The organism is Corynebacterium riegelii, from assembly GCF_016728505.1.
In the GTDB taxonomy this organism is placed as follows: domain Bacteria; phylum Actinomycetota; class Actinomycetes; order Mycobacteriales; family Mycobacteriaceae; genus Corynebacterium; species Corynebacterium riegelii.
Map to the genome: position 1 here is coordinate 513,923 of NZ_CP068159.1, position 12,074 is coordinate 525,996.

General features: G+C 61.9%; 12 protein-coding genes. 5 read left to right on the plus strand and 7 right to left on the minus strand.

The window, feature by feature from the left end:
- Positions 1-207 precede the first annotated feature (207 nt).
- From I6I71_RS02345 to I6I71_RS02355, 3 genes are read right to left on the minus strand one after another with little or no spacing between them, the layout of a single operon-like run.
- Positions 208-1,224, minus strand: coding sequence for a hypothetical protein (locus I6I71_RS02345; protein WP_201821985.1), 1,017 nt, complete (start codon positions 1,222-1,224; stop codon positions 208-210).
- Entirely contained in the window at positions 1,225-2,004 is a 780-nt protein-coding gene (locus tag I6I71_RS02350) for an ATP-binding cassette domain-containing protein (protein ID WP_201821987.1), read from the minus strand.
- A complete protein-coding gene (locus I6I71_RS02355; protein WP_101734129.1) occupies positions 2,001-2,375 on the minus strand; it encodes a GntR family transcriptional regulator in 375 nt (124 codons plus the stop codon). Before I6I71_RS02355 ends, I6I71_RS02350 begins: the two co-directional genes overlap by 4 nt.
- Positions 2,376-2,525: 150 nt before the next feature.
- Between I6I71_RS02355 and I6I71_RS02360 the strand changes: the two genes are divergently transcribed.
- On the plus strand, positions 2,526-3,794 hold the full coding sequence (locus I6I71_RS02360; RefSeq protein WP_201821989.1) for an NYN domain-containing protein: 1,269 nt from the start codon (positions 2,526-2,528) through the stop codon (positions 3,792-3,794).
- Between the two features lie 117 nt (positions 3,795-3,911).
- Here I6I71_RS02360 and I6I71_RS02365 read toward each other — a convergent pair whose 3' ends face one another.
- Together I6I71_RS02365 and I6I71_RS02370 are read right to left on the minus strand one after the other, a co-directional pair.
- Entirely contained in the window at positions 3,912-4,775 is an 864-nt protein-coding gene (locus I6I71_RS02365; protein ID WP_201821991.1) for a PspA/IM30 family protein, read from the minus strand.
- A 51-nt stretch (positions 4,776-4,826) separates the two neighbouring features.
- Complete coding sequence (locus I6I71_RS02370) at positions 4,827-5,192, minus strand: thioredoxin family protein (RefSeq protein ID WP_201821993.1); 366 nt, start codon at positions 5,190-5,192, stop codon at positions 4,827-4,829.
- 102 nt (positions 5,193-5,294) lie between these two features.
- Here I6I71_RS02370 and I6I71_RS02375 point away from each other — a divergent pair, with 102 nt between their 5' ends.
- Genes I6I71_RS02375 through I6I71_RS02390 form a run of 4 tightly spaced genes read left to right on the plus strand, consistent with a single transcriptional unit; the run spans position 5,295 to position 9,142 of the window.
- Positions 5,295-5,498 (plus strand): heavy-metal-associated domain-containing protein, encoded by a 204-nt coding sequence (locus I6I71_RS02375; protein ID WP_052205778.1) that lies wholly within the window; start codon positions 5,295-5,297, stop codon positions 5,496-5,498.
- A gap of 9 nt (positions 5,499-5,507) precedes the next feature.
- On the plus strand, positions 5,508-5,708 hold the full coding sequence (locus I6I71_RS02380; protein ID WP_201821995.1) for a heavy-metal-associated domain-containing protein: 201 nt from the start codon (positions 5,508-5,510) through the stop codon (positions 5,706-5,708).
- A gap of 3 nt (positions 5,709-5,711) precedes the next feature.
- On the plus strand, positions 5,712-7,847 hold the full coding sequence (locus I6I71_RS02385) for a heavy metal translocating P-type ATPase (protein ID WP_201821997.1): 2,136 nt from the start codon (positions 5,712-5,714) through the stop codon (positions 7,845-7,847).
- Complete coding sequence (locus I6I71_RS02390; RefSeq protein WP_201821998.1) at positions 7,844-9,142, plus strand: MFS transporter; 1,299 nt, start codon at positions 7,844-7,846, stop codon at positions 9,140-9,142. Before I6I71_RS02385 ends, I6I71_RS02390 begins: the two co-directional genes overlap by 4 nt.
- An 85-nt stretch (positions 9,143-9,227) precedes the next feature.
- On the opposite strand, the gene I6I71_RS02395 is transcribed toward I6I71_RS02390, so the two are convergent.
- A complete protein-coding gene (locus I6I71_RS02395; protein WP_201822000.1) occupies positions 9,228-10,226 on the minus strand; it encodes a hypothetical protein in 999 nt (332 codons plus the stop codon).
- A 154-nt stretch (positions 10,227-10,380) separates the two neighbouring features.
- Positions 10,381-11,880, minus strand: coding sequence for a replicative DNA helicase (gene dnaB / locus I6I71_RS02400; RefSeq protein ID WP_414017451.1), 1,500 nt, complete (start codon positions 11,878-11,880; stop codon positions 10,381-10,383).
- Positions 11,881-12,074: the final 194 nt, after the last annotated feature.

The following is a 12,074-nucleotide window of genomic DNA, read 5'->3' on the forward strand; positions in this document are numbered from 1 at the left end:
CAGTGAGCATCAAAAGAAGCGGAGTCCCAGCGATCGTTTTCCTGCCCGCCACACAAACCAGAGAACCAATCTGCTCTCCAGCGGGGCGTTGTCGGTCTCGCTGACTGGAACTAAGTTACACACACCCACAACACAACACAAATCCGCAGGTCAGATGCTGCTTTCTTGATCGCATAACCTAACGTTTAATGCCCAGTTTGCACGTTCTTAGTTCGCGCCCACTACGGCAGAGAATCGCTCGCTGCGTGGGGCGAGTGAAACGCGGCCTGTGAGGTACAACCCCATGGACACCAGCGCGACCACCAGCACCACGCCGCCCAATCCGATCACCGCCATACCCTCTTCAGCGATAGCTCCTTGATCCACAACATCCAGCATCAGCCGGGTTGGGAAGAAGAAGATGAAGGGCACGACCATCGCGAAGAACTCGGAGCTCGGCATGATCGCGTGGGACGCCAAACAAACGAAGGCGGTGATCGCGGTGGTGGTGAGGATTGGGGTTAGCGGGGCGTCGATAAGCAAGGAAATGCTCCCGGCAACCAGGCCGAAAACGGCGCTCGTGCCCAACGACACCAACACCACCTGGCCCGCCCATACTTTTCTGGTTAAGCCCAGACCACGGGCGGTCGCGGGCAGGAGGCCGGCCTCCTGGAAGAGTGCAAACCAGAGCGCGATGACGGGTGCGGCGGCGACGAGCTCACGCATCGTCTCGTTGCCTATATACCCGCCCAGCGGATACAGCAGGCCAACAAGTGCGCCGGCACCTGCGGCCCACAGAAGCGGGCGCGCCCAAAACAGGCTGAGCGTGAGTGAATTTCCCCAAACGCGAAGGCCAGCACCGCGCTGATTTCGCGCCCTCGGCTCGCCGTTTGGCAGTGCGTTTTCAAAAAAGGCGACAACAGTGAGTATCCCGAGGCCGGCACCGAGGATCCCTATTGCGTCCTGACGCGAGATGAGCGCCGACACCACTGTTAGCAACACCGCCGGAACCGCGCCGAACATAAACGTGCGACGTGCCTGCTGGCGTGTTAGCCCGAATGCCTGCACGAAATCCCCATCAGGCAAAAACACCAACCACCAAATCACCGCGGCGATCACCGGCTGGGTGAGCGCAACCAGTTGACTGTCTGTGATGTTGAGGAAAAATGTGCCAAAAATCGGCAGCATCACGAAAAACCGCCACCATGGGCCAGCCTTGAACTGATGCCAGAAGAGCCTGAACATTTAGCTCGCCTCCAAGTGGGTTGCAATCAGGTCATCAAAACCAGCCACGCGCGTGCGGGTACCGGCTGGCGCGGGCTCCCCAAAAGGAATCAGCGTCCGCGTCTCACCGAGAACCACCTGGTAAGCATCAGCATCCTCGGGGGTGAGGTGCGCGGCAATGCGCCCGTCGCGCCCCAAGATCAGGGCGGAGTCAAGAATGCGAGCGGCGTCCTCAATATGGTGGGTTGCCATGATGATGGTCCGGCCGGAGTCGGCCTGCTCGAGCAAATGGCGGTAAAACACCTGCGTGTTGTGGGTGTCTAGGCCGACGTATGGCTCGTCTAAAAGCAGCAGCGGCGCCGCCGAGGCCAACCCCACCACAATGCCCGTCATCGCGCGCTGCCCGCGCGAGAGGTTGCCGTAGCGCTCCCGCAGCGTCCCCTCAAGGCCGAAATCTTCCACCAGCTCATCGGCAAGCCGCTGGTCCCACCCCGAGTACCGCAGTGCGGCCGCCGCCAACACGTCTCGCAGCCTCCACGTCGACGGGTACTCCACATCGACACCCGTCAGCGCAGTCCGGTCCATCACCTTGGGGTTGTCATAGGGCTTTTGCTTATCGACGCCCACGTCACCCCCACCCGACCTCAACTGCCCCGCAATCACGCTCAGTAGGGTCGATTTGCCCACACCATTGCGGCCGAGCAGGCCATGGATACCGGGGCCTAAGTCAAAATCAACGCCATTGAGCACCACCTTTTTGCCAAAGGAGCGCTGAAGATTTCGTGCGGTAACCCTTGTCATTGATACATGCCTCTACTTTCTGCAACACGGTCAATCAGGTCGTGCAGGTCGGTGCGGGAGTAGCCCAGGCGAACCGCCTCATCAATCAGCGGGGCAATGAACTCGCCAGCAAAGACGTCGCGGCGCAGCTGGATGATGCGCGCGCGGGCACCCTCGTTGACAAACATGCCGAGGCCGCGGCGCTTGTGGAGCACGTCAGCGTCCACAAGCAAGGAGAGCCCCTTACGAGCCGTGGCCGGGTTGATCTCATGGAACTGGGCGAGCTGGTTTGTTGAAGGGGCTTGGGCGCCGGGCTGCAACGAGCCATCCACAATCAAGTCCTCCACAAAGCGCGCCACTTGCACAAAGAGCGGCTCACTCTCCGAATTCATGCGACCCTCCGCCGGGGTAGTTGGTTAGTTACTGCAGTAACTAACTATCTAACAGTTTTTCGCCCAAGGCGCAAGCATGAAACAACATTTTCAGGCAGACTGGTGGGGCAATTCATAGTTAGTAACGAAAAGAATCGGAATTTAGGAGCCATGCTTGAACGCACACTGGTGTTCGTCGACACGTCTTACCTGCTTGCGAGCTTTTACAACTCGTGGGAAATCGGCGCCCGCGCACAGTTAGAAATCGACCTCCCCGAGGTAGTAGCAACCCTCGGGACCATGATCACCCAACAACTCAACCAACCCGTCCACCGCCAATACTGGTACGACGGCATCCCCGACTCTGGGCCACACCGCTACCAACGGTCCCTGCGCTCCTGCGCCGGCGTGCAACTGCGCACCGGCCAACTCATCGAATGGGGCGAACGCCGCACCCAAAAAGGCGTGGACACCCGCCTCGTCGCAGACCTAGTACTCAACGCCACGCGCGAACAGTTCAGCGACTTCGTGCTCGTGTCTGGCGACGCTGACATGATCCCCGGCGTCCAAGAAGCCAGCGACATGGGCGTCCGCGTCCACCTCTACGGCTTCGGCTGGGACTCCATGTCCTCTGCCCTGCGCCACGCCTGCGACACCACCACCATCATCGACCCCCGCGAGGACTTCGCCGACTCCATGCAGCTGCAAGTCCTCGAAGGCCCGCTCCCCCCATGCATCAGGGAGCGCCCGCTTAACGACGCTGAACCGGTCGACCAAGACAACGGCCCCACCCCAGTGCCCGGCCTGGGCCCCGACCCGCTGCGTGCGCCGGACGAGGAAGAGGCGGCGCCTGAGCCTTCGCCGGCGATCGTCGCCGAGGCAGCCCGCAGGCAGGCCGAGCAGGATGAGCCGGCACAGACTGAGCCAGCACAGGCCGAGCCGGCACAAGCCGAGTGCGCGGATGACTCCGAGCGCGCCACGGATTGCGACGACGAGCCAACCGAAGCCGAAGTCGAAGCCATCAACCAGGCCAACAAGCCTGGCAACCAGACTTTGAGCAACCCAGAGGCCTCCGACGTGCCGACGCCGGCCCCAAAGCCCACGCCGAAGCCGTCCATGATGGCGCCGCGCCGGAAGCTGCGCTCGCGCTACGTACCGCTCCCGGAGGAAGTCTGGTCCTCCGCAGGCTTCCAAACCCCCTACGACGTGGGCCAACAGTACGCGGCGTGGTGGTTCGAAAACGCCGCCACCATGGAGCAGCGCGACAAGGCACACATGCTCTCCGGCGGTGGTCTGCCGCCCGAGATCGATCGCCCGCTGCTGCAGTTCGCGTGCGAGACGCTGCACGAATACACGCTGAGTGAAACCCAGCGCGTGAATCTTCGCGACGGTTTCCATTCCGGCATCCGCGGCGTCCTCATCAACATCCGCCGCGACTAGCCGCGAATAGCCGCGGCTAGAAAAGCCGTGAATAGCAAAAGCGCCGCGGGTGGGTTTTCGTGCCCACCCGCGGCGCTTGTAATTTTTAGCGGTTAACTTTGGCGCCTAGTTCTTGACCTAGTTCTTGTCGGGGTCGGCGCTGAGGTACGCCTCCGCGTCGGACACGTCGGCGTCTGCCACGTCGGCGTCCTCCGGCGCCTCGATAGCCTCCGGCGCTGCGTTCCCGGAAGCGCCCTCGGAACCGGAGCCGGCCTCAAGCTCGCCCGCCATGGACGCGCGGATCTGCTCCAAACGGCTCGACGCCGCCAGATCAGTGCCGGCGGACTCGATCTCCGCCATGCGGTCCGTCATCGAATCCTTCGCCAACTCCTGCGCACCCAGCGCGTTGGCGTAGCGGCGCTCGATCTTGTCGCGCACGCCGTCGAGGGTGGGAACGCTATCGTCCGCACCGAACTGCTGCATGGAGTCCATCGTCTTGGCGGTTTGCTCCTGCATCTTCGCCTGGTTCAACTGGCTCTCCAGCTGCGACACCTGCGCCAGCTGCTCCTGGAGGCGCGCCTCCGACTGCTTCTGGTGCGCCTGCGCCTCACGTGCCGCCTGCTCAGCAGAGGCGTACGCCTGCTTCGTCTGCTCAAGCTCCTGCTCCACAGACACAAGCTGGGACGCCAAGACCTCCGCAGTCGCATTGAACTGCTGCGCCTTCTCCGCGTCACCAGCACCCGTGGCCTTATCAGCCGCCTGAAGTGCCGTACGCGTCTTCGCCTGCAAGTCCTCCTGCGACTTAATCAGACGCTCCAGCTTCATCTGCAGCTGGTTGCGGTTGCCAATAATCGACGCAGCCTGCTGCGAAATCTCCTGATGGTTCTTCTTCGCCTGTGCAACCGCCTGCTGAATCTGAACCCGAGGATCTGCATTTTCGTCGATCTTCGAGTCAAACGATTGCATCATGTACTTCCAACCCTTGGTAAATGGGTTAGCCATGGGGGACACCTTTCGTCGATAAGCAAGAATGCCCCACCAAGTGTACGGAAACTACTCGCCCGCCTGCTGCTGCTCAATCTGGCGACGGACCTCATCCATATCCAAAGCGTTGACCTGATCCACCAGGTCAGCAAAGGCAGCCTCCGGCAGCGCACCCGCATTACGGAACACCAAAATGCCGTCGCGGAACGCCATCAACGTCGGGATTGCCTGGATCTCAAGCGCCGCCGCAAGCCCCTGATTCGCCTCCGTATCCAGCTTGGCAAAAGTCACATCCGGATGAGCCTCCGAAACCTTCTCATACACCGGCGCAAACTGGCGGCACGGTCCGCACCAGGACGCCCAAGCATCAACGAAAACGGTGCCTTCGCTAACAGTGGCCTCAAACGTGTCCTCGGTTACATCGATCGTGCTCATTACATACTCCTTCGCATTGGTTTGTTAAGGTGCCAACTACTTCAACCGTATCAACGTGCCCGAGATTCCCAGCCGGGCATAACCTGGGGAAAGTACAAAATAATGACCAAAAATTACAGCATTTCCGGCCCGTCGACTGAAGCTGCGGTGGACTCGCTTGTTGATGAGGTGCAGCTTGTACGCGGCATCCACACCGTAGACGTTGACCTGGAAAACGGCCGCCTGACCGTCAGCGGTGAGGACTTCTCCGGCGAGGAGATTCTGCAGGCAATTGCCACAGCTGGCTATACGCTTACAAATGAGTAGGCTGGCGCCATGGCTACAAAAAATTACAAGGTAGAAGGCATGACCTGCGGCCACTGCGAGTTGAGCGTGCAGGAGGAAATCGCTGAGATCGCCGGCGTGACCGCGGTAAAGGCGGACCACGTCAGTGGTGCCGTGACGGTTGAGGGCGACGGATTCGATGATGCGGCCATTGCCTCCGCGGTCAAAGAGGCCGGCTACAAACTGGTTTAACCGATGACGCACATCGAGCTTGGCGTCACGGGCATGACGTGTACGTCCTGCTCGTCGCGCGTGCAGCGCAAGTTGAACAAACTCGACGGCGTGGAGGCTGCGGTGAATTACTCCACCGAGACCGCCACGATTGATTATGACCCGTCAAAGGTTGAAGTTGAGCAGCTGCTCTCCACGGTCCGCGGCGCAGGCTATGACGCCTTCGTGGTCCAGGACAAGGAGCCCCTGCTTGACGACGCAGCCAGCGCCCCCACCACCGACCCCCTCCTCACCACCACCGTGTGGTCTGCGATTGTGTCGCTGCCGGTGATGCTGGTCTCCATGATCCCGGCGATGCAGTTTGCGAACTGGCAGTGGGCGGCGTTTGCTGCGACGACGTTGGTGTACTTCAGCGCCGGCAGCGTGTTCCACCGCGCCACGTTGACCAACCTGCGCCACGGCACGTTCACCATGGACACCCTGATCACGCTGGGCACGACCGCGGCGTACGGATGGTCGATCTGGGCGCTGTTCTTTGACGGCAGCGACCACATTTATCTGGAAACGGTGTGCGTTGTCATCACGTTTCTGCTGCTGGGGCGTTGGTTTGAACACCGCGCCAAGGGGCGCAGTTCCGAAGCGTTGCGCAACCTGTTGGACATGGGGGCCAAGGACGCCGCCGTGCTTCGAGACGGTGTGGAGGTCCGCATCCCCATCGGCGAGCTGCGCGTCGGCGATCACTTCGTGGTGCGGCCCGGCGAGAAGGTAGCTACGGATGGCCGCGTGGTCAGCGGCAGCTCCGCTATTGACGCCTCATTGTTGACCGGCGAATCCGTGCCCGTTGAAATCACCGAAGGCGACACCGTTACCGGCGCAACGCTGAACACTTCCGGCCGCCTAGTGGTGGAAGCCACCCGCGTGGGTGAAAACACCACGCTTGCGCAGATGGCGCAGCTGGTCAAGGACGCCCAATCCTCCCAAGCACCCGTGCAGCGGTTGGTGGACAAGATCTCCCAGGTGTTCGTGCCTGTGGTCATGGTGGTGGCACTGCTTGCGCTGGTTGGCCACCTGATCGCCGGCCAAGGCGTGACACAGGCGTTTACCGCGGCGGTTGCCGTGCTGATCATCGCGTGCCCGTGTGCGCTCGGGTTGGCCACCCCCACCGCCATCCTGGTGGGCACCGGCCGCGGCGCGGAGCTCGGCCTTTTGATCAAGGGGCCGGAGGCGCTCGAATCCACGGGCAATGTGGACACCATCGTGCTGGACAAGACCGGCACCGTAACCTCTGGCGAAATGCAGGTCACCGGGGTGTACCCGGCGCGTGGGTGGGATGAAGATGAGGTGTGGGTGTTGGCGGGGGGCGTCGAGAAGCAAAGCGAGCACCCGATTGCCCAAGCCATCGCCGCAGGTACCCAACCTGCCGAGGCCACCGACTTCCTGGCTGAGCCGGGCATTGGGGCCTCTGCGCGTATCAACGGCCACCGCATCCACGTCGGCCGCCCCACCCAGGAGCTTGGCGAACTGGCTGCCGCATTCGACGCCGCTGAAGCCGAGGGCGCGACCGCCGTTGCCGTGGAGCGCGACGGCAAGGCGATCGGCGTGATCGCAGTGCGCGACACCGTGCGCGCTGAATCCGCGGCCGCCGTGGCTGAACTCAAACGCATGGGGCTGACCCCACACCTAGTCACCGGCGACAACGCCGGCGCGGCTGAAGCCGTGGCGCGCGAAGTGGGCATCGAGGAAGTCACCGCGGGCGTGCTGCCTGCGGACAAGGTGGACGTGGTGCGCGGGTTGCAGTCGGAAGGCAAACGCGTGGCCATGGTTGGCGACGGCGTCAACGACGCCGCAGCCCTCGCCACCGCCGACCTTGGCATGGCCATGGGCGCGGGTTCTGACGTGGCCATCGAGGCCTCCGACATCACGCTCATGCACGACTCTCTGGGATCCGCCGTAGACGCCATCCACCTGGCACGACGCACCCTGCGCACCATCAAAGGCAACCTGTTCTGGGCGTTCGCCTACAACGTGCTGCTGATCCCCGTGGCGGCGCTTGGGTGGCTGGATCCGATGCTGGCGGGCATCGCCATGGCGTTCTCTTCCGTGTTTGTTGTATCTAATTCACTACGGTTGAAGGGCTTTAAGGCACAATTTGGCGGGTGAGCGAACTAACACGCACCCAACGCCTTGACCGCCTGCCCGTAACACCGAAGCACAAGCGCCTGCTGTTTGGCTCCGGCATCGGCTGGGCCCTTGACGCCATGGACATCGGCCTGGTGTCCTTCATCATTGCCGCGCTTGCCGTGCACTGGGACTTGGATAAATCCACGACGTCGTGGATTGCGTCGGTGGGGTTCATCGGCATGGCGGTGGGTGCGTCGCTGGCGGGCCTGTTGGCCGACAAGATCGGCCGCCGTCAGGTGTTCGCCGCGACGCTGCTGCTATATGGGCTGGCCACGGGCGCTTCGGCGTTGGTTACCTCCGTGGGGGCGTTGATGGTGCTGCGCTTCATCGTGGGCCTTGGCCTGGGCGGTGAGTTGCCGGTGGCGTCGACGCTGGTCAGTGAGTTCTCTCCAAGGCGTGTGCGCGGGCGCATGGTGGTGATCCTGGAGGCGTTTTGGGCGCTGGGTTGGATCATGGCGGCGCTGATTGGCACATTTGTGGTGGCTGGCAGCGACAACGGGTGGCGCTACGGCCTGGCGCTTGGCGCGCTACCGGCGTTGTACGCGCTGTACGTGCGCCTTGGGCTGCCGGAGTCGGTGCGCTTTTTGGAGTCCAAGGGCCGCCACGAAGAGGCCGAGGCCATCGTGCGCTCCTTCGAGGCCCAGGCCAGCCATGTGGAGCCGGTGGTTGAGGAGGTTGCGCAGCCCATCGAGGGAGGCATTTGGGGCCCTGCTTTACGACGCCGCACCGCCGCCTTCTGGACCGTCTGGTTCTGCGTCTCACTCGCCTATTATGGGGCGTTCATCTGGATCCCGTCCTTGCTGGTGGAACAGGGCTTCACCCTGGTGCGCTCCTTTGCGTTCACGCTGATTATCACGCTTGCACAGCTGCCCGGGTACGCGGCGGCGGCGTGGTTGATTGAGGTGTGGGGCCGCCGCGTGACGCTGTCTGCTTTCTTGGCGGGGTCTGCCGTCTCGGCGTTGCTGTACGGGTTGGCCAGCGCCGAGTGGCAGATCATTGCCGCGGGTTGCCTGTTGTCCTTTTTCAACCTGGGCGCGTGGGGAGCGCTCTACGCCATCGGCCCGGAGCTCTACCCCACCGAGATCCGCGCTACCGGCACCGGCGCCGGTGCTGCCTTCGGACGCGTCGGCTCCATCATCGCGCCACTTTTGGTGCCGCCGGTGCTTGCCTTCGGCGGCCAGATCGCCGTCTTCGGGGTCTTCGCAGTGGCGTTCGGGGTTGCGTGCGCGGCAGCTTTTTCGCTGCCCGAGCAAAAAGGCCAACCGCTGATCTAGCCGCTCAGTCTCTTGCGATGCAGCGATTCCCAAATCACTGCATTCCGAGATCTATTTCCCCAAGATGTGACACGTGCTCGGGAAATTACTGCACTGACCCACCGCTCGCCTGGAACAATCGATCCAGCTGCCCGTACATCTGCGGCAGCGTTTCATCTGAATACCGCAGCGGCGTCCACCCCTGAAGCGTCACCTCCAAGTTAATCGACGCATCTTTGTTTCGCTGCGTCTTGTCCCAGTGATGCGCCCCGTCATACATAAGCCCAACCGTCAGTCGCCGCTTCATGTCAATGAGGACAAGGTCAAAGGTGGTAACAATCCGACCCTCCGTCCAGATCGTTACCTGTTCTTCCAGCAAAAGCCCATGTTTATCCGCCAAGAACTGGGCGATCAACCTCATCTCTGATTCTTTGGGAGAATCTGCAAAACCAGATGACGCGCCAATCACTGAACTGAGCCACAGCATGTCAATGTGTTGCTGTCCAGCTGCGAGGACTTTGGTGGGGTCGACGTGGAGGTGGCGGCGTGTGGCGTCGATAAGCTGAACTGCCCTGGTGAACGCATCATCCTTTCCGGGGGCACTGACCACGGGCCATCTGGATGTGCCTCTTCTTACTAACTTCAGCGCCTGCATCGTGGCAAGCGCGGGAGACGCCACCTGGACACGGGTCCCTCGGCAGCGCGCCAGCCACACATCAGGGCCAGGAATGGAGCCGCGTCTTACACCTGGCTGCAAAAGTGAGGCACGCTGGGCGCGTGAAAAACCATCAGCTAGAAACGTAATATCGCATCCCTCCACCAAAAACGGGAGACCATAAAGAGCCAAAGCGCCAAAGCCGGTAAGCACAAAATTTGGATGTGCAAGAGCATGCGCGGCGGCACGTAGCCGCGCAGGCGCCAGATACTGGATGCGCTGCGGATTGCAAGCGGCTACGTGTGTGGCCAAAGCCGGCGACAGCAGCTCATGGTTAGACACCCAGTAATGGGGGCTCAGCTGAAAGAGTCCAGGGCGCGAAGGGTCAACATTGTTTACAAGGGCGTTCGCGGCAGGTATGTCCATCCCGCGGTGAGGCTTTTCATTCATACCTCTTTAGACTGCGTGCAGCCGGGCTCGGTTCCCTCCCCGCGTGAAATGCGATGCAGTAATTCCGGGAGCACGTGTTGCCACTAGGGGTTTTACACCGCGGAATGCACCAATTTCGGGATTAGCGCGGTGTTTTCCGCAAAATTTGCGGGGCTTAGCCGTGGGCCATGTTGACAAAGCGCGAGTAGTGCAGCTGGTGCGCCACCGGGATCGTGTCAATCGGGCCGCCGCGGTGCTTGGCAACGATGATGTCGGCTTCGCCGGCGCGCTCGTCGTCACGATCCTGCGAATCCGGGCGGTACAGCAGGAACACCATGTCGGCGTCCTGCTCAAGCGAGCCCGACTCACGAAGGTCTGCAAGCTGCGGCTTCTTGTCCGTACGCGACTCCGGGCCACGGTTCAGCTGCGAAATCGCGATCACGGGGACCTCCAGCTCCTTGGCCAGCAGCTTCAGGTGACGGGAGAACTCCGAGACCTCCTGCTGACGCGACTCCACCTTCTTGCCAGAGCTCATCAGCTGCAGGTAGTCCAGCACCACAAGGTCCAGGCCGTGCTGACGCTTCAGCGCGCGGGCTTTGGAGCGGATTTCCATCATGGTGAGGTTTGGGGAGTCGTCGATAAACAGCGGGGCGTCCTGGATCTCGGTGAGGCGCTTGGTCAACTTCTCCCAGTCGCGCTCCTCCATCTGGCCCGAGCGCATCGACGACAACTTGATCTCCGTCTCCGCCGACAACAAACGCATAATGATCTCGGAGGCGCTCATCTCCAGGGAGAAGATCACGCTGGTCTTGTTGTGGTGAATCGAGCACGAACGCATGAAATCCAGCGCCAGTGTGGACTTACCCACGCCCGGGCGCGCCGCGATGATCACCATCTGGCCGGCGTGCAGGCCGTTGGTCAGGTTGTCCAGGTCGATGAAACCGGTGGGCACGCCCTGGTCGAGGGCGCCGCCGGCGGCGATTTGCGTGAGTTCGTCGATAGTAGGCTTCAGCAGCTCGGATAGCGCGCGGTAGTCCTGGCCGGCGTCGTTGCGAGTGATGGCGAAGACTTCCTGCTGCGCGCGGTCTACAAGCGCCTCAACCTCCATGCCTTCCTCGCCTTCGTACCCAAGCTGGGCCACGTGCGTGCCGGCGTTGACCAGCTGGCGGAGGATGGACTTCTCCTCCACGATGTTGGCGTAATACAGGGCGTTGGCCGCCGTCGGCACCTCAGAGATCAACGTGTGCAGATACGGCGCACCACCGACGCGCTCCAGCTGGTTGAAGCGGTCTAGGCGCCCGGCGACGATCAGGACGTCGATCTCGCTGGCGTCCGAGTACAGATCCACAATCGCGTTGAAGATCAACTGGTTGGCCGGGAAATAGAAGTCATCCGAACGCAGCTTGTCCACCACGTCAATGACCACGTCCTGGTTCAGCAGCATCGCACCGAGCACGGAGCGTTCCGCGCGCTCATCATGCGGCGGGGTGCGGTACTCGGAGTTCTGCCAATGCTGCCTGCCGCGCTCGTAGCGCGAAGACCCCCTCCGCGGCTGGTAGCCCGACGATGACCCCGCGTCATCCGAGAAGTCCGAGAAGTCCGGCGGCACGTCATCCGCAGGCTCTGGCGGCAAGACGTAGTCGTCTTCAAAACTGTTGTTGGCGGCCACGATGATCCCCTTTCACTGTGTGTAAAACACTACCCCACGCAGAGTTATCCACAGGCCCTGTGGACAATTGCGCAAAACCAGTGCGAGTTGTCCACAGCCACCCCGCCGGCCCTGTGGAATTCTTGTGGAATCACGCCGCAAACGCACAGCAACCCATCACATCAACGCAGCTCAAGCTATATACATGCAAAACCGCACCG

Excerpts from the sequence above, each read along its gene's own strand:
- I6I71_RS02345 (WP_201821985.1), bottom strand. The coding sequence starts at position 1,224 with ATGTTCAGGCTCTTCTGGCATCAGTTCAAGGCTGGCCCATGGTGGCGG.
- I6I71_RS02350 (WP_201821987.1), bottom strand. The coding sequence starts at position 2,004 with ATGACAAGGGTTACCGCACGAAATCTTCAGCGCTCCTTTGGCAAAAAG.
- I6I71_RS02355 (WP_101734129.1), bottom strand. The coding sequence starts at position 2,375 with ATGAATTCGGAGAGTGAGCCGCTCTTTGTGCAAGTGGCGCGCTTTGTG.
- I6I71_RS02360 (WP_201821989.1), top strand. The coding sequence starts at position 2,526 with ATGCTTGAACGCACACTGGTGTTCGTCGACACGTCTTACCTGCTTGCG.
- I6I71_RS02365 (WP_201821991.1), bottom strand. The coding sequence starts at position 4,775 with ATGGCTAACCCATTTACCAAGGGTTGGAAGTACATGATGCAATCGTTT.
- I6I71_RS02370 (WP_201821993.1), bottom strand. The coding sequence starts at position 5,192 with ATGAGCACGATCGATGTAACCGAGGACACGTTTGAGGCCACTGTTAGC.
- I6I71_RS02375 (WP_052205778.1), top strand. The coding sequence starts at position 5,295 with ATGACCAAAAATTACAGCATTTCCGGCCCGTCGACTGAAGCTGCGGTG.
- I6I71_RS02380 (WP_201821995.1), top strand. The coding sequence starts at position 5,508 with ATGGCTACAAAAAATTACAAGGTAGAAGGCATGACCTGCGGCCACTGC.
- I6I71_RS02385 (WP_201821997.1), top strand. The coding sequence starts at position 5,712 with ATGACGCACATCGAGCTTGGCGTCACGGGCATGACGTGTACGTCCTGC.
- I6I71_RS02395 (WP_201822000.1), bottom strand. The coding sequence starts at position 10,226 with ATGAATGAAAAGCCTCACCGCGGGATGGACATACCTGCCGCGAACGCC.